The sequence below is a fragment of the Pseudarthrobacter cellobiosi genome, assembly GCF_023913755.1.
Lineage (GTDB): Bacteria > Actinomycetota > Actinomycetes > Actinomycetales > Micrococcaceae > Arthrobacter > Arthrobacter cellobiosi.
On sequence record NZ_JAMXBJ010000047.1, the window covers coordinates 1 to 16,840 of the forward strand.

Sequence of the window (16,840 nt, forward strand, 5' to 3'; positions counted from 1 at the left end):
TGCGCACCCCAGGCACCCCGCCGCCGTCGGAAACCGCACCCCGAACACAGACCACTGCGAGAGCGTCACCCCGAAATGCGCAGGAAGTGCGAGAGCGTCCGCCGGAACACTGCAGGAACTGCAGGAGCGTCCGCTGTGGGCGCAATTCCCCCGCAATCCCCCTAAAATCCGGTGATTTGAGTCAAAAAGTGGCGGAAACACGCGGAATTTGCGGACCTCGCGGGCCCAAGCTGGTAAGTTTTCGAACAGTGGCTTGCACGCATGCCGCGTTCAGGCTCCAGAAATCGTGACCGTCCAGGAGGACATCAATGGCTAAGAACCGTAGTGAACTTGTTTCAGAGGTAGCAGGCAAGGCCGGCACCAGCCAGGCAGCCGTCAACTCCGTCCTCGATGCACTGTTCGAGGTATTCGAGACTTCCGTCGCCGCCGGCGAGAAGATCACCATCCCGGGCTGGCTCGCAGTTGAGCGCACCGACCGTGCAGCACGCACCGGCCGCAACCCGCAGACCGGCGAGACCATCCAGATCGCAGCAGGCCACAGCGTCAAGCTGACCGCCGGCTCCAAGCTGAAGGCTGCAGTCGCCAAGAAGAAGTAGTCTTCTTCAGCAACAGCAACAGCAACAGCAGCAAAGAAGCGGCAACCTCAGGGTTGCCGCTTCTTTGCTTTAAGCCGATTCGCCGCGTGGGCACCCGTAGCGGAGAATGGATAGGTGCCTTCTGCAGCAAAATCCCGTCCCACCGCACCCCAACCAGGCCCCGTCGGGGGCGCCTCGGCCCGGGGTGGCGGCGTCTTGGGGATTTCCCGGCCGTGGCAGTTCGCAGGCCTTGCAGCCCTCTTCTTGGGACTGACGGCGGCGCTCCTCTTCTCCGGCGCTTCTGCGGCCCGTGACGTCTCTGACCCGGGAGCCCTGGTCCGCTGGGGGCTTCCTGTCAGCAAGGCCATCCACAACGTGGCACTGGCGACGGTGATCGGCGGACTGATCTTCGCCGTCGGTATCCTCCCTAGATCCTCGGGTCCCCGGTCACGGAGCCACAACGGCGACGCTCCGGAACATCCGGCCTTCGCCCGGGCGCTGGCCATTGCTGCCGCTGCGGGTGCTGCCTGGACGCTGTCAGCGGTGGCCGTGCTGGTCCTCACCTACTCAGACGTCGCCGGCCAGGCCGTCGGTGGGGACGCCGAGTTCACCCGCGCCCTGGTGTACTTCATGACGGACATCGAGACCGGCCGGGCATGGCTGACAGTGACCATCATCGCGGCCGTGGTGACCACCGCGCTGTTCGGCGTCAGATCCCTGGGCGGCCTGGCGCTCACGCTGATATTGGCCCTGGCCGGGCTGGTTCCCGCCGCCCTGATCGGCCACTCCTCAAGCTCGTCGGACCACGAAGGCGCCATCAACTCCCTGGGCCTGCACCTTGTGGGCGTCAGTGCGTGGGTTGGCGGCATCGTCGTCCTGGCGTTGCTCTCCGGAATCCTGACCGGTTCGAAGCCCGGGACCGCCGCCGACATCACCGAACCGACGCTGCGGCGTTTTTCCTCCCTGGCCGGCTTTGCGTTTGTGCTCGTCTTTGCCTCCGGCGTCATCAATGCCAGCATCCGCATCACCAACTGGGGTGACCTCCTAGGCTCCCCCTACGGCCAACTGATCCTCGCAAAATCGGCAGCCACCCTGGTCCTTGGCGGCATCGGCTTAATGCACCGGCAATGGGTGATCCCCCAACTGGGCCGCAAAGGCTCGGCAATGTCCTCACGCCGCGTGCTGTGGCAGCTGGTGCTTGTGGAACTCGTCGTTATGGGAGCCACCTCCGGCATCGCCGTCGCCCTGAGCCGGTCGGCACCGCCGCAGCCCACCACGTTTGCACCGGACGCGTCGCCGGCCTTCATCCTCACCGGCTACGAGCTGCCGCCTGAACTGACGCCGGAACGCTGGCTGACGGAGTGGCGCTTTGACTGGCTCTGGGTCGCCGTGGTGCTCTTCGGGTTGGTGGCCTACTTCCTGGGCGTCGCTAAGGTGCTTCGACGCGGCGACAAGTGGCAGTGGTTCCGCGCCGTGAACTGGGTGATCGGCCTCCTGGTGCTGACGTACATCACGTCAGGGCCGCCGTCGGTATATGGCAGAATCCTCTTCTCCGCGCACATGGTGGACCACATGGCGCTGACCATGGTGGCCCCCATCTTCCTGGTGCTCGGCGCCCCGGTGACGCTGGCCCTGCGAGCGTTGCCTGCCCGCGGCGACGGCTCCCGTGGGACGCGCGAGTGGCTGCTCGTGTTTATCCACTCCAAGTTCTCCCAACTGGTCACGCACCCCATCTTCGCGGCGGCCAATTTCGCGGGCTCCATCGTGCTGTTCTACTACTCGGACGCGTTCGGCTTCGCCATGCGGGACCACGTGGGCCACGAGCTCATGATCCTTCACTTCTCGCTCACGGGTTACATCTTCATCCTGAGCATGATCGGCACGGACCCGTTGCCCCGCCGCGCACCGTACCCCATGCGCCTGCTCCTGCTGCTGGCGACCATGGGCTTCCACGCGTTCTTCGGCGTCGCCATCATGGGCGGCACCAGCCTGCTGGCGGCCGACTACTTCGGCAACCTTGGCCGCGCCTGGGGGCCGTCCGCTCTCCTGGACCAGCAAATGGGAGGGGCCGTGGCCTGGGGCATCGGCGAAGTCCCCACCCTCCTGGTGGCTCTTGGCGTGGCCATCATGTGGTCCCGGTCCGATCAACGGGAGACCAAGCGCGTGGATCGGGCGGCGGACAGGAATAACGACGCCGATCTCACCGCTTACAACGATATGTTTGCCAAATTGGCTGAACGCGATGCCAGATTGGCTGAACGCAACTCAAAGCTGGAAGGACGCTGATGAGCGAAACCGTACGCACCCAACACCGGGTCCGCGCCTCCGAACTGGTGGGCCGCAACTGGCTCAACACCGGCGGCAAATCGCTGGACCTCGCAGCCCTGCGAGGCAAGATCGTGTTGCTCGACTTCTGGACTTTCTGCTGCATCAACTGCCTGCACGTCCTCGATGAGCTGCGCCCGCTTGAGGAACAGTACTCCGACGTCCTGGTCACCGTGGGCGTGCACTCGCCCAAGTTTGAGCATGAAGCAGATCCCGTTGCCCTGGCCGCCGCCGTGGAACGCTACGAGATCCATCACCCCGTCCTGGACGATCCCGAGCTGGACACCTGGAAGGCCTACACGGCGCGCGCCTGGCCCACCCTGGTGGTCATCGACCCCGAGGGCTACATCGTGGCCCACCTGTCCGGTGAAGGCCACGCTGACGGCCTGGCCGTGCTCATCCCCGAGCTGATCGCCGAGCACGAGGCCAAGGGCACGCTGCACCGCGGCTCCGGCCCGTATGTGGCGCCGGAAGCCACCTCGGGCACGCTGCGCTTCCCCGGCAAGGCGCTGTTCCTGCCGACCGGGCGCGGTTCCGCCGGACCCGGTTCAGGCGCGCAGGGAACGTCCGACGGCGGGACTCCGGCTGCCGCGGATACCGCCACCGGGGGTTCCTGGCTGGTAACCGACACCGGCCACCACCGTCTCGTGGAGCTGGGCAACGACTTCCAGACGGTGCTGCGCACCTACGGCTCCGGGACCAAGGGACACGCTGACGGCCCGGCCGCCGCCGTCGACTCCGTCGAGCCCACCGCACGGTTCAACGAGCCGCAGGGCCTCGTGCTGCTTCCCGAAGAGGTGGCAGCGAAGGCGGGCTACGACGTCGTCATTGCAGACTCGGTCAACCACCGCCTCCGGGGACTCTCGCTGGCGGACGGCAAGGCCACGACGATTGTTGGCAACGGCGTGCAGCGCCTGCTGGAAACCGGCCCCGCCCGGGTGGACGAGGACGCTGCCGGTTTCACGGGCCAGCTCAGCGAGCACCCGCTGGAAGTGTCCCTCAGCTCGCCCTGGGACGTCGTCTGGTCCACCAAGCTCAACGCCGTGGTGATCGCCATGGCCGGCACGCACCAGATCTTCAGCTTCGAGCCCCTCACCGGCGCCGTGGCAATTATTGCCGGCAACGGCCTGGAAGGCCTGCTGGACGGCCCCGCCCACGAGGCTTGGTTCGCGCAGCCCTCCGGCCTTGCCGAGGACGCCGACGGCAACATCTGGGTGGCGGACTCCGAAACCTCCGCCCTCCGCAAGCTGGTCATTGACGGCGGCGGCACGGTCACCGTGGAGACTGCCGTGGGCAAGGGCCTGTTCGACTTCGGTTTCCGCGACGGCCCCGCGTCCGAGGCACGCCTCCAGCACCCCCTTGGCGTCACGGTCCTGCCTGACGGCTCCATTGCCATCGCCGACACCTACAACGGTGCTGTGCGGCGCTTCGACCCCGCCGCGGGGACCGTGTCCACGCTGGCCCGCGGACTTTCCGAACCCTCCGACGTGATTGTGGACCACACGCACGCCGCGGGCTCGGAGCCGCTGCTGGTGGTGGTTGAGGCCAACAAGCACCAGCTGGTCTACGTGCCCATCCCCAAGGAAGCCCAGCAGGTGGACGAGGGGGCCTCGCAGACCCACCGGCCCAAGAGCCCGGTTGCCCCCGGGCTGCTCGAGCTCACCGTGCGCTTCACCGCACCCACCGGGCAGAAGCTCGACGACCGCTGGGGCGATCCCACGCAGCTGAAGATCTCCTCCACCCCGCCGGAGCTGCTCGTGGCCGGCGGCGGAACCTCCGTAGGCCTGCTCCGGACACTGGAACTGGCTTCCGGGATTCCGGAGGGCGTCCTGCATATCACCGCCCGCGCCGCGGCCTGCGACGGACCGGAAGATGCGGACGGCGAGATTCCCGATCACGCCGCCTGCCACCTGTACCAGCAGGACTGGGGCATCCCCGTTCTCCTGACGGACGACGGCGACACCGAGTTGGTCCTGGACCTGCGCGGAATGGACTGATCACCGCCGCCGCTGCGGCTTTGCGGCGCCGGCTTGCTGAGCCGGTGAGGAGGCTGCCTTCTGTGACCTGATGTCACGGGAGGCAGCCTTTTGCGCGCCGCGGGCTGGCCCGAACGCGGATTTCCGGGGTTAAGGCCGCCGGCCGTGGCCAAAAGCGTGCTCGGACCGGGGACTCTATGCCCTCCCGACGGCGCCGTCAGAGCTTGTGGGCCTGTTGCGTAACCGCCAACTCCTGACGTGTGCCAGCGCCGCGCCCTTCCATGGGTTGTGGTCGCTGCCGTCCTCGGGCGCGCTGCATGTGCATCACCGCAGGGCCGAAGCGGTCACCGGCAACGGGATCCACCATGCCGGCCTGTTGCTGCCACCGCAGCCCGACAGGCCCGTGGCCGCACTGGCCGATGTCCTCATCCACGCGCTGCGGTGCCTGCGCTTTGCCGAGTCCTTGGTGATGGTGGGGCGAAATGACCGTGGACTTTCTGCGGGCCCGGCTGCCAGGAAAGCGGAACGGCCCTGCGCGTGAGGTCCTGAGGTGGGTGGACCGGGGTTCGGGCTCGCTCCTGGAAACCTTGGCCCGGACCTACTTCCGGCAGGCCGGGATCCGCGTGGAAACCCAGGCCCACCTTACGCGTGTGGGCCAGGTTGATCTCCTGTTGGAGGGCTGGCTGGTGGTGGAGCTGGACGGCCGGCAACATGCCGAGTGGACCCAGGTGAAGAAAGACCATCGCCGGAACAAACGAGTCGGTGGTCCAGGGCTACACCGCGCTGCGGTACTACTACGCGGACGTTGTTTACTCGCCGGCGGACATGGTGGGGCAGGTCTTGTCAGTGCTGGCCAGGCGCCGGTAACGGCTCCCGTCACGCAGCCTTCCCGTCACACCGCCTTTCTCGTCACGCAGAGCAGGCTTTTGGCTGGTCGGCGGAGGGGGAACCCCGGAAACTCAGGGGCTGGCGCACCCAGCAGCGGCAAAGGCGTGCTGTGCGTGACACGAGGCCCGTCGGTAGCCGGGGCTAGAGCTAGTAGCTCAGGAGCGGGGTGACCCTGATGGTGTCGCCGGCGACGTCCAGGCGGGTGGTGAAGCTGAAGTCCACCTCTTCGTTGAGCGGGGACCAGGCGCCCGTGAAGGAACTCTGCTGGACCGCCTCCACCTTGGCCTTCCCGTCGAGGGGAGCAACCACCCAGCGGCCGTCGAAGGGCTCGATGGATATCTCCGGGTACTCCGTGATGGTCCACTTGATGGTGCCGTCGTCCACGTTGTTGGTGCTGGCGAAGTAGAAGGGGCAGTCCGGCTGCAGCTTTTGCTGCTTCACGGCTTCGGCGGCGCAGGTGTCCAGGAACTCCTGTACCTTCGCGCCCACATCCTTCCGCAGCTGGTCGGTGGCCTCGGTCAGCAGGTTCAACGGAGCCGCCGGGACATCGCGGGATGTCACCGTGGCGCGTGTGGCGGACGCGGCGAAGTATTCACCGTTCAGGGAGGCTTCGTATTCGCCCGGATAGAACACGGCAAACGAATTTTTGCCTTGGGGCATGTTCACCGGGACGCCGTTGAGGTTGGCTTCGCTGGCGTTGACCACCGTCAGGCCCACCGTGGGCAGCCGCGACGGCACAAACGCCCACGTGTTGAAGAACAGCCATTCCGTGCCGGTCTTCTCCAGCAGGAACTCGGTGCGAAGCCTGCTGCCATCGATTGTGTACTGCACGGGCACCATGACCTGGTTGCCGGAGCGTTCCTCGGCATCGCCGATAGTGACGTTCGCCAGCCGGGAAGAGGCCGTCTGCAGCGCTGTGCCGTCGAGCATGGCGGCGTTGCTGGGCGGCACCGTGGCCCGCAAAAGGCCCAGCGCTTTGCCGCCGTCACCCTCGTGGAGGGCGTCCAGATACTCCCGGACAGGCTGCTGTGGACTCGCCACCGTATTGTTCACCACGTTGACCCCAACGATGGCCGCGGCCACGGCAAGCATGAGGCCAAGCAGCCACCCTGCTGCCATCCTCACCAACGCCTGACTCATCTGCACTTCCCTTACGTTACCTGCAAGCCCGCTGAACACAGGTGTTGCCGCCGCCCCATGTAGCGGGGTGCGGCGGCTTTCCTGATGCCCGAAGGCGGGAAGTCCAAGGCGGGACATCGTCCGGTTTTGCCTACCGGCGGCGCCGGGACGAGGTGCCGAAGACGCCGCGGAGCAGCTCCCGGCCAAGCTGGGTGCCCAGGGAACGGACCATACTTTTCAGCCCACCGCCCAGTGCCCCACCGAGTGCTCCGGCGATGTCGCCCCCTATCCCGCCGCCGGCCGGGGCCGCAGGCTCCGGTGCACGCCGCGCGGGCGCATCAGTGCCGGCACCACGATCCGGCGCGGGACGGCTGCTGGGCCGGCCCAGGATTTCCTCTTCGATCCTTCGGGCCTCGGCGTCGACGTCGGCCTGTCCCGAACCTGGCTGCCCGGAAGTCCCCGGAACCGGGGGCTCACCCGGCACGGCTCCGCCGGTGGGAGCCGCGGCCTTGCCGGTGAGTTTCTCGTAGGCGGAGACGTTGTCCACGGCGGTCCCGTACTTGGTGAGCAATGCGGACCCGCCGACGGTGCTCTTGATGAGCTCCTCAGTGCTGGGGCCCATGACGGATTCCGGGGCGCGCAGGCGCGTGTGAGCGACCGGCGTCGGGGCGCCCTTCTCATTCATGACGGTAATGACTGCCTCGCCGATCCCCGCGGACGTAAGGGTCTCCTCGAGGTCATAATCGCTCATCGGGAACGTGGACACGGTGGCTTTCAGGGCCTTGGCGTCCTCCGGGGTGAAGGCGCGGAGGGCGTGCTGGATGCGGTTGGCCAGCTGGCCCAGGACGTCGGCGGGGACGTCTTTGGGGGTCTGGGTGACGAAGAAGATCCCCACACCCTTGGAACGGATCAGCCGGACTGTGGTGGTGATGGCGTTCAGGAAGGCCTTGGATGCGCCGTTGAACAGCAGGTGGGCCTCATCGAGGAAGAACACCAGTTTGGGCTTGTCCAGGTCGCCGGCCTCGGGGAGGTCCTCGAACAGGTCAGCCAGCAGCCACATCAGGAAGGTCGAGAACAGCATCGGCTTGGTCTGCAGCGTCGGAAGCTCCAGGCAGGTGATAACGCCGCGCCCGTCCGGGGCGGTCCGGAGCAGCTCCGCGGTGTCGAACTCAGGCTCGCCGAAGAACCTTTCCAGGCCCTGCGCTTCCAGGTTCACCAGTTCGCGGAGGATGACGCCGGCGGTGGCCTTGGACAGGCCGCCCAGTTCCTCCAGCTCGTCCTTGCCCTCGTCCGAGGTGAGGAACTGGATGACCGCGCGGAGGTCCTTGAGGTCGATCAGCTCAAGGTTGTTCTTGTCCGCAAAGTGGAAGACCAGCTGCAGGCTGGATTCCTGGGTGTCGTTGAGCTCCATAACGCGCGAGAGCAGGATGGGACCAAACGAGGTGATGGTGGCACGGACGGGAATGCCGTTGCCGTCGCCGCCCAGGGCCAGGAACTCCACCGGGAACGTCTTGCCGGCCCAGGCCTGGCCGATGCTGTCGGTGCGCGCCTTCAGCTTCTCGCTGCCGGCGGCCGCTGTGGCCAGGCCTGAAAGATCACCCTTGATGTCCGCGAGGAACACGGGAACCCCGGCAGCGGACAGCTGCTCGGCCATCATGTGCAGCGTGACGGTCTTGCCGGTGCCGGTGGCGCCGGCCACCAGGCCATGCCTGTTCATCATTGCCAGCGGCAGGCGGACTTGGGCTTCCTTGTGGAGTTCGCTGTCCACAATGGCGGCACCCAACTCGATGGTGGCACCTTCCAGGGTGTAGCCCTTCTGGATGGTGGCGAGTTTTTCTGCAGTGGTTTTGTTGGCCATGCCGCTAGCTTAGCGGGGCCGCCGGGAGATTCTTGGTGAACGCGAGAGACCTAATGATCTCCGGATCCGCCTCAAGATCGAACTTGGCCTGATACCCGGTATTGAGGTACAGATGCTTAGCTGCGGGCTGGCGGGGACCGGGGTCCGAGCAGGCTGCCAGCGCCAGCAGGGAGGTCATATCGGCTGGCTGTAGGAACTCAAAGGCGTGATTCCGCGGCCTCGGCGGGCAAAACCAAGTAGTGCGCCGGAAGGACCTTCAGAAAACGAGTACTCGCGGCAGAAAGACGGGTGGCGATTACGCGTGTGCCCGGCGGATGGCCAACCTACGGTGAGACTACGTTGCGTCCAAGGCTGGCCGCACTGCCATGAGGGAGGGCATTCCATGAACTTTTCAGCGGTAAGTCAGGACGCGGGACCGGTGAAGAAGTTGCTACGGCATGCAGGGTTGAGGGCCGCGGCCGTTGTGGCCGCCGGAAGCCTGCTGCTGGCAAGTGCCGGCGTGGTGTATGCCGACGACATTTCCAACACGCTTGATGGAAGTATCGACCCCGTTGCGGAGGTGATGGCGCTGAATGTCGGTGTCAACGGAACCACCAGCCTTCAGATTCAGCCCAGAAACAGCGACGGCGAGAATGGCTGCAACGTCAAAAACGCCTATTCGGTCACGTTGAACCTGGTGTCGAGCGACCCGTCCGTTGCAACTGTCAGCCCCGCTAGCGTCGTGATACTGGATTGTGGGGCCCCGGGTGTGTCATTGACCCTCGCACCTCTCAAGGCCGGCTCAACCACGGTGACAGCTTCCGTCGCCACCAACAACTCGCCAGGCACGTTCAACCTGGCTCCGGCAACGTTCACTGTGAACGTAACGGCTCCCGCGCCTTCCAACGCTGCGCCCGTACTGAGCATCACCGGCGTTGAAAACGGCGGATCCTACGCCAAGGGTTCCGTCCCCGCTGCCGTCTGCAATGTGACCGATGCCGAAGACGGGCCCAGCTCCTTGCCCGTTACGCTCAGCGCCATCACGGGCCCTGACGCCGCCACCGGCGTCGGATCCCAGGAAGCCAGCTGTGATTACACAGACGGCGGCGGCATCTACGTCAAGAGCTCGGTGACCTACAGCATCGTTGATGCCTCCGCCCCCGAGATCAGCTACACGCTCAGCCCCGCCACACCGGACGGCTACGACGGCTGGTACCGGAGCGAGGTCTACCTTGACTGGACCGTCACCGAGTCCGATTCACCCACCACGCTGGGCCTCGTGGGCTGCGCGGACGAGCTCATCTCCTTGGACCAGCTGCCGGGGGACTACAGCTGCTCAGCCACCAGCAGCGGAGGCAGCGCCGGCCCGGTCACCGTAAGCATCAAGAAGGACGGGACCGCGCCAACGGTCAGCTACACCAGCGCAACGGGCACCGAGGGCAACGATGGCTGGTACACCTCTGACGTCCTGGCCCTGTTCACGGCAACCGACGCAACCTCGGGCCCGGCGTCTGCAACCGGGACTGTAAGCTCCGCCGGTGAGGGATCCGCCGTCGCCGTTCTCAGCCCGGAATTCCAGGACAACGCCGGAAACACCACCCTGGCCGGCAACGCGAGCCACTCGTTCAAGATCGACAAGACAGCACCGGAAGTTTCCTACACCGGCGTGACCGGAACGGCCGGCACCAATGGCTGGTTCAGGAGCGATGTGGTGGCCACCTTCACGGGAACCGATGATACGTCGGGCCCGCTTGCCGCGACGAAGACCGTGACCTCGGAGGGCGAAGGCGAGTCGGTGGTCGTCCAGAGCCCGGCGTTCGAGGACGTGGCCGGAAACGTGACCCCGGCTGGAGCGGACCAGAGCAGCTTCAAGATCGACAAGACTGCCCCGTCCGTTGCCTTCAGCTCCACCGTGAATACCGGCTACTACGGTGCGACGGCGCCCGCGCCAACGTGCATCGCTTCGGACGCACTGTCCGGGCTGGCGGGCTGCGTGGTCAGTGGTTATGGAACCTCGGTTGGCCCGCACACCGTCACCGCCACCGCAACAGACAACGCAGGGAACCGGACCACGGTAACGCAGGATTACACCGTGCTGGCCTGGACGCTCAAGGGCTTCTACCAGCCGGTGGACATGAACGGCGTGCTGAACACGGTCAAGGGCGGCAGTACGATCCCGGCCAAGTTCGAGGTGTTCGCGGGCACGAGGGAACTGACAGACCCCGGCCTGGTGTCCTTCGCCGCAGCCAAGATCCAGTGCACGCTGGAATTCATGGATGACATTGAAGTGACGGCCACCGGCAACACCTCCCTGCGCTACGACGCCACCGCTGGCCAGTTCATCTACAACTGGAAGACACCGACGGGTGCAGGCACCTGCTATCGGCTCACCATGACGGCGGCTGATGGCAGTTTCATCACCGCGAACTTCAAGTTGAAGTAAACCGGCACAACCACAGCACCACCGCGCAGGGGTCCGGCCGTCAGGCCGGGCCCCTGCGCGCGCCGCCAAGTCTCCCGCGTCACCAGTGTGGGGCACCCCACCGCCGCCTGCCGAAATAACCGGAGTGCCGCCGTCGTTGTCCACAGTGCGCCCGCCGCGACCCGGCCGGCTCACCACGACGCAACGCACTGAAAGGCCGGCACTGACGTGACTCTCCCCCTCTCCATTCTTGATCTGGCAATCATCGGCAAGGGCCAGACGGCGGCGGAGAGTTTCGCGGGCAGCGTGGCCATGGCGCAGCGGGCCGAGGAGCTGGGCTACCGGCGGATCTGGTACGCCGAGCACCACAACATGGCCTCCATCGCGTCGTCGGCCACCAGTGTGCTGATCGCTCACGTGGCGGCCCACACGCAGAGCATCAGGCTGGGCGCCGGCGGGATTATGCTGCCCAACCACTCGCCGCTGACCATCGCCGAGCAGTTCGGCACCCTGGAGACGCTGCACCCGGGCCGGATCGACCTTGGCCTGGGCCGCGCCCCCGGCAGTGACCAGAACACCATGCGCGCGCTGCGCCGGGACCCGATGTCAGCAGACAGCTTCCCGCAGGACGTGCTGGAGCTGCAGGGCTACCTCACCGGCCCCACGCGGATCCAGGCCGTCGAAGCCACTCCAGGCAAGGGCACCAACGTGCCGCTGTACATCCTGGGATCCTCGCTGTTCGGCGCCCGCCTGGCCGCCCAGCTGGGCCTGCCGTACGCCTTCGCGTCGCACTTCGCCCCCACCGCCCTGCAGGACGCCGTGGCCGTCTACCGCCGCGAGTTCAAGCCGTCGGCCCAACTGGATTCCCCGCATGTTATTGCCGGCGTCAACGTGATCGCGGCCGATTCCGCGTCCGAAGCGCAGGAGACCTTCCAGGCCACCAAACGCGCCCGCGTCTCGCTGTTTTTCGGCGGCGGGCGCGAGTTCACGGACGACGAGGCGGACATGATCCTGGACTCCCCGCAGGGCCAGCACGTGTCCCAGATGATGACGTACTCCGCCATCGGCACCCCGGACGTGGTGATCGATTACCTGGATGAGTTCGCCAAGCACTCCGACGCCGACGAACTCATCGTGGCGCACCAGAACACCGGCACCGAGGCCAGGATCCGCTCCGTGGAACTGCTGGCGGAGGTTGCCGGGCTGGCCCGGGTCTAGGTCCCGCGCCACCAGCAAGCGGGGCGCGATTCGCATCTTTAGGTACGCCGGGCCCTTGACATCCGTCAGCTGAACCGGTTAAGTTGAGTCTACTGAACCGGTTCAGTGGCGCGAGTCACCGGACTCGAAACCTAAAGGGCCCCACATCATGGCAGTAACCATCAGCGACGTCGCCAACGCGGCCGGCGTCAGCAAGGGTGCTGTCTCTTATGCGCTGAACAACCAGCCCGGCGTCAGCGACGCCACCCGGGGCCGGATCCTCCAGGTCGCCAAAGAGCTTGGCTGGAAGCCGAGCCTCCGCGCCAAGGGCCTGTCCTCCGCGAAGGCCTACGCCTTGGGCCTGGTGGTGGCCCGCGATCCGAAGCTCCTCGGCACGGACCCCTTCTTCCCGGCCTTTATTGCGGGCATCGAAACCACCCTCGCCGAGCACGACTACACCCTGGTCCTGAGCGTTGCCACCGCCCCCGGCGCCGAAGAGCGGGCCTACCGCAAACTGGCCGACGGCGGCCGCGTGGACGGTGTGATCCTCACCGATGTGCGGCACAACGATTCCCGGATCGGCCTGCTGCGCGAGCTCAAGCTCCCCGCCGTGACGCTCAACAGGCCGGATGCGGACTCACCGTTCCCGGCGGTGTCCATGGATGACACGGACGGCATCACGGCCGCCGTCGAACATCTTCTTGCCCTGGGGCACGTCCGGATCGGCCATGTGGGCGGCGCCCAGGAATACATCCACGGCCGCAGCCGCCGCCAGGCCTGGGAGTCGGCTATGGCCGCTGCTGGCCTGGCCGCAGATCTGTTCGCGGAGGCTGATTTCACGGCGCCCGGGGGAGTGGCCGCCACCGCGGAACTGCTCTGCCGGCCGGACCGCCCCACCGCGATTGTCTATGCGAACGACCTCATGGCGACGTCCGGCCAGTCCTTCGCCCAGTCTCAGGGCCTGAACGTCCCGGGTGACCTGTCAGTCACCGGCTACGACAACGCAGAGTTCACCCAGTACCTCAACCCGCCCCTCACCACTATCTCCACTGACCCCATGCGCTGGGGCAGAGTTGCCGCGCAGGCCCTCCTGGACCAGCTCAACGGCACCCACTCCGGTGAGGATACGGACCTGCAGGCACCCTCCCTGCTGATCCGCGCCTCCACCGGCCCCGTCCCATCCATAACCACCAAGCCAGCCCCCCAGCAATCCCCAAAGCAAGCAAAAAAGCACACCAACCAGTAGAAGTTCCCCACCGGGACCAGTACCAAGGAGTCGCAATGAAGCGCTTTACCAAAGCCACGCGAATATTGTCAGTGGCCGCCCTGACCGTAATAGGGGCGGGCCTGGCTGCCTGCGGCGGTGGTGGCGGGGGCGGAGGTGGCGGCGCTGACTCGGCGATCTCCGCAAAGGGCCCCATCAAGATCTGGTACTCGAACAACGAGTTCGAGGTGAAGTGGGGCAAGGCGATGGTGGAGTCCTGGAACTCTGCGCACCCGGACGAAAAGATCGACGCCCAGGAAATCCCTGCCGGCAAGAGCTCCGAGGAAGTCATCGGAGCGGCAATCACCGCCGGCAACGCGCCCTGCCTGGTGTTCAACACCGCTCCGGTGGCCGTCCCGCAGTTCCAGAAGCAGGGCGGCCTGGTTGCGCTGGACGAGTTCCCGGACGGTGCCCAGTACATCAAGGACCGCACCGGTGACCTTGCGGACCAGTACAAGTCCGCGGACGGCAAGATGTACCAGCTGCCCTGGAAGTCCAATCCGGTGGTCCTGTTCTACAACAAGGACATGTTCGCCAAGGCCGGGCTCGACCCGGAGAACCCCAAGCTGGGCACCCACCAGGAACTGCTGGACACCGCCCGGACCCTGGTGTCCGCTGGGGTTGCCCCCAACGCGATCTGGCCCTCACCGGCAAGCGACTTCTTCCAGGCCTGGTTCGATTTCTACTCCTTCTATGCCGCCAACTCCGACGGCACCCCGCTGGTGAAGGACGGCAAGGCCACGTTCGACAGCGAACAGGGCAAGCAGGTGGCCACCATGTTCCAGACGCTCTACAAGGAGAAGCTCGCCTCCAAGGAGGTCTACCAGGGTGACTCGTTCCTCGAGGGCAAGGCAGCCATGTCGCTGGCGGGTCCGTGGGCCATAGCCGCTTACAAGGACAAGCTGAACTGGGGAGCCGTACCGGTCCCGGCCGCCGAGGCAAAGTCTGACACGTTCACGTTCTCTGATGCCAAGAATGTGGCCCTGTACTCCGCGTGCAAGAACCAGGGCACGGCATGGGAGGTCATGAAGTTCGCCACCAGCAAGGAACAGGACGGCAAGCTGCTCACGGACACCGGCCAGATGCCCATGCGCAAGGACCTTCCCACCATCTACCCGGACTACTTCGCCAAGAACCCCGCATACACCCAGTTCGCCGAGCAGGCGGCGCGGACCGTTGAGGTCCCCAACGTGCCCAACTCGGTAGAGGTGTGGCAGACGTTCCGCACGGCCTACGCCAAGTCTGTGATCTTCGGCAACGAGAGCATCGACACCGCATTTAAGGGCGCCGCGGACAAGATCAACCAGCTGGTAGCCCAGAAGTAGCGGTGACCACCAATGTCACTCCGCTCCCCTGAAGGCAACCCCGTCACGGGGAAACCGGCTGGTGGGACGGCGGACCGGCGGCTGGTGCCCAGGAAGCGTAAGAACTTCCTGGGCCCCCAGCCGCTGGGCCTGCTGTTCAGCGCCCCCTACATCATCTACATCCTGGGTGTCCTGGCGTTTCCCCTCGGCTACGCCGTCTATATTTCGTTCCACGATTTCTTCTTCACCGCCCCTCGGGTCAAGGTGGACCGGCCGTTCGTTGGGCTGGAAAACTACATCACCATCCTGTCCGACCCCACCGTCCAGCGCTCCTTCCTGAACATCGGCGTCTTCCTCGTCATCAACGTCCCGCTCACCGTGGGCCTCTCGCTGCTGCTGGCGAACGCCCTGAACCGTGTCACACGGCTCAAGACGTTCTTCCGGCTCAGCTACTACGTTCCGTACGTGACGGCGAGTGTCGCCGTCGTCGGTGTCTGGCTTTTCCTCTTCCAGGAGAACGGCCTGCTGAACACCGTTCTGGGGCCGCTGGCACCCACGCCGTCCTGGCTGGTGAACTCGTGGCTGGCCATGCCCACCGTCGCGCTCTACGTGACGTGGAAACAGCTGGGGTTCTTCATCCTGCTGTACCTGGCGGCGCTGCAGAACATCCCCGATGAGCTATACGAATCGGCGGCCGTGGACGGCGGCAACAAATGGGTCCAGTTCTGGAACATCACCGTCCCCGGGGTCCGCCCGGCCAGCGTGCTGGTGACCCTGCTCGCCACCATCACCGGCGCGAACCTCTTCACCGAGCCGTACCTGCTGACCGGGGGCGGCGGCCCGGACGGTGCCTCGGCCTCGCCCGTGTTCATCATGTACCAGAAGGGGATCCTGCAAGGGAATCCCGACGTCGCCGCCGCGCTGGGCGTGGTGCTGGTGATCGGTGTCCTGCTGATTGCCCTGATCCAGAAACGCCTCGTGGGCGGGAAGGAGGACTGACATGTCAGTCACCAACGCGCAGAACGCCAAGAACGACGACGACGCCAGCCGGCATCCGGAACAACCAGAACCCGCCCTGCGTCCCGACTCGGGCGTGGAAAAGCGCCGCAACCTCGGCGTGGGCAGCTTCATCCTGCTGGCCTTGGGCGCCTTTGTCTTCCTTTTCCCCTTCTACTACATGCTCATCGGGTCCCTGCAGGCCTCCCCGGACACCTCCGTGTTCGGCGCCTTCCCCGATCCGGCCAACATCACCGGCCAGAACTACGCGGACATTAACGGCTCCATCAACCTCTTCCGGGGCCTGCTGAATTCGGGCATCTTCACTGGCGGCGTCATCTTCTTCACGGTGATTTTCGGGCTGCTGGTGGGGTACGCCCTGGCGCAGATGAAGTTCCGTGGCCGCGGCGTGGTGTTCGGGATGATGCTCCTGGTGCAGATGATCCCGTTCCAGCTGCTGCTCATCCCGCTGTACGTGATGATCGTCCGCGACTACGGGCTGGCGGACAGCTACCTGGGCATGATCCTGCCGTTCGCCATCAACTCCACCGCCGTTTTCGTCTTCCGCCAGTACTTCCTCCAGCTCCCGTCGACGCTGTTCGAGGCCGCCAGGATCGACGGCGCCTCGGAGCTGCGGATCCTGTGGCAGATCGCCATCCCGCTGGTCCGGCCCGCGATTGTCACGGCCGTGCTGCTGACCTTCATCGGTCCGTGGAATGAGTTCCTGTGGCCGTTCCTTGTCACCAAGGACCAGTCCCTGCAGCCGCTGGCCGTGTCCCTGGCCAATTTCATTTCCAACCTCGCAGGTCAGGCTGGCAACCCGTTCGGCGCCATCCTCGCCGGCGCCTGCGTCCTGGCGGCACCCGCCGTCGCGCTTTTCATCTTCTTCCAGCGACAGTTCATTTCGACCAATATCGGTTCCAGCGTAAAGGGCTAA

13 protein-coding genes are annotated in these 16,840 nt (G+C 65.8%); 10 read left to right on the forward strand and 3 right to left on the reverse strand.

Translation table 11 applies throughout. The annotated features are described in order from the left end of the window. Positions 1-308 precede the first annotated feature (308 nt). From NG696_RS13255 to NG696_RS13270, 4 genes are all read left to right on the forward strand, one after another. A complete protein-coding gene (locus tag NG696_RS13255; protein ID WP_056341443.1) occupies positions 309-596 on the forward strand; it encodes an HU family DNA-binding protein in 288 nt (95 codons plus the stop codon). A 114-nt stretch (positions 597-710) separates the two neighbouring features. Beyond that, complete coding sequence (locus NG696_RS13260) at positions 711-2,861, forward strand: bifunctional copper resistance protein CopD/cytochrome c oxidase assembly protein (protein WP_252575751.1); 2,151 nt, start codon at positions 711-713, stop codon at positions 2,859-2,861. After that, entirely contained in the window at positions 2,861-4,897 is a 2,037-nt protein-coding gene (locus NG696_RS13265) for an NHL domain-containing thioredoxin family protein (RefSeq protein ID WP_252575754.1), read from the forward strand. The genes NG696_RS13260 and NG696_RS13265 overlap by 1 nt, the downstream gene beginning before the upstream one ends. Before the next feature lie 214 nt (positions 4,898-5,111). After that, positions 5,112-5,417, forward strand: coding sequence for a hypothetical protein (locus NG696_RS13270; RefSeq protein WP_252575755.1), 306 nt, complete (start codon positions 5,112-5,114; stop codon positions 5,415-5,417). 494 nt (positions 5,418-5,911) lie between these two features. Here the strand turns inward: NG696_RS13270 and NG696_RS13275 are convergent, their stop codons facing one another. The 3 genes from NG696_RS13275 to NG696_RS13285 form a co-directional block, all read right to left on the reverse strand. Then, positions 5,912-6,904: a hypothetical protein gene (locus NG696_RS13275; protein ID WP_252568678.1), complete on the reverse strand. Its 993-nt coding sequence runs from the start codon at positions 6,902-6,904 to the stop codon at positions 5,912-5,914. A 130-nt stretch (positions 6,905-7,034) separates the two neighbouring features. Further along, positions 7,035-8,741: a helicase HerA-like domain-containing protein gene (locus NG696_RS13280; RefSeq protein ID WP_252575758.1), complete on the reverse strand. Its 1,707-nt coding sequence runs from the start codon at positions 8,739-8,741 to the stop codon at positions 7,035-7,037. A gap of 4 nt (positions 8,742-8,745) precedes the next feature. Next, positions 8,746-8,919: a hypothetical protein gene (locus NG696_RS13285; protein WP_374208698.1), complete on the reverse strand. Its 174-nt coding sequence runs from the start codon at positions 8,917-8,919 to the stop codon at positions 8,746-8,748. A gap of 204 nt (positions 8,920-9,123) precedes the next feature. Between NG696_RS13285 and NG696_RS13290 the strand changes: the two genes are divergently transcribed. From NG696_RS13290 to NG696_RS13315, 6 genes are all read left to right on the forward strand, one after another. Continuing rightward, positions 9,124-11,163 carry a PxKF domain-containing protein gene (locus NG696_RS13290; protein WP_252568676.1) on the forward strand — a complete coding sequence of 680 codons (2,040 nt, stop codon included), beginning with the start codon at positions 9,124-9,126 and terminating at the stop codon, positions 11,161-11,163. 207 nt (positions 11,164-11,370) lie between these two features. Continuing rightward, on the forward strand, positions 11,371-12,360 hold the full coding sequence (locus NG696_RS13295) for an LLM class flavin-dependent oxidoreductase (protein ID WP_252568675.1): 990 nt from the start codon (positions 11,371-11,373) through the stop codon (positions 12,358-12,360). A gap of 148 nt (positions 12,361-12,508) precedes the next feature. Then, complete coding sequence (locus NG696_RS13300) at positions 12,509-13,585, forward strand: LacI family DNA-binding transcriptional regulator (protein WP_252568674.1); 1,077 nt, start codon at positions 12,509-12,511, stop codon at positions 13,583-13,585. 35 nt (positions 13,586-13,620) lie between these two features. After that, positions 13,621-14,928, forward strand: a complete 1,308-nt coding sequence (locus NG696_RS13305) for an extracellular solute-binding protein (RefSeq protein WP_252568673.1) — start codon at positions 13,621-13,623, stop codon at positions 14,926-14,928. 12 nt (positions 14,929-14,940) lie between these two features. Beyond that, positions 14,941-15,906 (forward strand): carbohydrate ABC transporter permease, encoded by a 966-nt coding sequence (locus NG696_RS13310; protein WP_252568672.1) that lies wholly within the window; start codon positions 14,941-14,943, stop codon positions 15,904-15,906. Between the two features lies 1 nt (position 15,907). Continuing rightward, positions 15,908-16,840, forward strand: coding sequence for a carbohydrate ABC transporter permease (locus tag NG696_RS13315; protein ID WP_374208697.1), 933 nt, complete (start codon positions 15,908-15,910; stop codon positions 16,838-16,840).

Excerpts from the sequence above, each read along its gene's own strand:
- NG696_RS13255 (WP_056341443.1), top strand. The coding sequence starts at position 309 with ATGGCTAAGAACCGTAGTGAACTTGTTTCAGAGGTAGCAGGCAAGGCC.
- NG696_RS13265 (WP_252575754.1), top strand. The coding sequence starts at position 2,861 with ATGAGCGAAACCGTACGCACCCAACACCGGGTCCGCGCCTCCGAACTG.
- NG696_RS13275 (WP_252568678.1), bottom strand. The coding sequence starts at position 6,904 with ATGAGTCAGGCGTTGGTGAGGATGGCAGCAGGGTGGCTGCTTGGCCTC.
- NG696_RS13280 (WP_252575758.1), bottom strand. The coding sequence starts at position 8,741 with ATGGCCAACAAAACCACTGCAGAAAAACTCGCCACCATCCAGAAGGGC.
- NG696_RS13285 (WP_374208698.1), bottom strand. The coding sequence starts at position 8,919 with ATGACCTCCCTGCTGGCGCTGGCAGCCTGCTCGGACCCCGGTCCCCGC.
- NG696_RS13290 (WP_252568676.1), top strand. The coding sequence starts at position 9,124 with ATGAACTTTTCAGCGGTAAGTCAGGACGCGGGACCGGTGAAGAAGTTG.
- NG696_RS13300 (WP_252568674.1), top strand. The coding sequence starts at position 12,509 with ATGGCAGTAACCATCAGCGACGTCGCCAACGCGGCCGGCGTCAGCAAG.
- NG696_RS13305 (WP_252568673.1), top strand. The coding sequence starts at position 13,621 with ATGAAGCGCTTTACCAAAGCCACGCGAATATTGTCAGTGGCCGCCCTG.
- NG696_RS13310 (WP_252568672.1), top strand. The coding sequence starts at position 14,941 with ATGTCACTCCGCTCCCCTGAAGGCAACCCCGTCACGGGGAAACCGGCT.
- NG696_RS13315 (WP_374208697.1), top strand. The coding sequence starts at position 15,908 with ATGTCAGTCACCAACGCGCAGAACGCCAAGAACGACGACGACGCCAGC.